Genomic DNA, 531 nt, shown 5'->3' with positions numbered 1-531 from the left:
CAATGGACGGCTTAACCACTCGACGCATGCGTGGCGACATAAAATACGCCGTATAAATAGCACCTAGCACCGCCAAAGGCACTGAAAACAGCATCGCAAACATAGCCGCTTTTATCGTGCCGAACGCAATCGGCACCAAGCTAAATTTGGCTTCAAAGTTATCGCTGGCCGATGTAGATTGCCATACAAATTCAGGCTCTGGATAGCCTTCGTACCACACTTTCTGCCACAGTGAAGAAAGCGAGACTTCAGGGTAAGAGTTATCGACCTCCGCCACCTTTAACGAGTCATCATTCCAAGTAATCAGATAGCGTTCATTGTTCGACATTGCCGCCATCGCAGGTGCCTGTTTATAAGCTCGCTTAAACAACACCAGTTTTTCACTGGTCGTGTAATGACTCTGAAGCGTACCGTTAGTGTAGAAACTGTAGAATCCTTTGCGGTGTGAATCCGGCAATAAGTATTTAAGTTCAGACGCTAATTTGAAGTCACGAATATGAGTTAAGGTTCGCTTATCATTTTGCAAAGTAT

General features: G+C 45.2%; 1 pseudogene. It reads right to left on the bottom strand.

The features are described from left to right. Positions 1 to 531 (bottom strand): annotated as a pseudogene (locus tag R7F64_RS24320) (phosphate ABC transporter permease); the annotation flags it as partial.

This window comes from Vibrio sp. Vb1980 (assembly GCF_033338615.1).
Classification (GTDB): Bacteria; Pseudomonadota; Gammaproteobacteria; order Enterobacterales; family Vibrionaceae; genus Vibrio; species Vibrio alginolyticus.
Note: the sequence above shows the minus strand (reverse complement) of the source record. Positions and strands in the feature narration are given on the sequence as shown.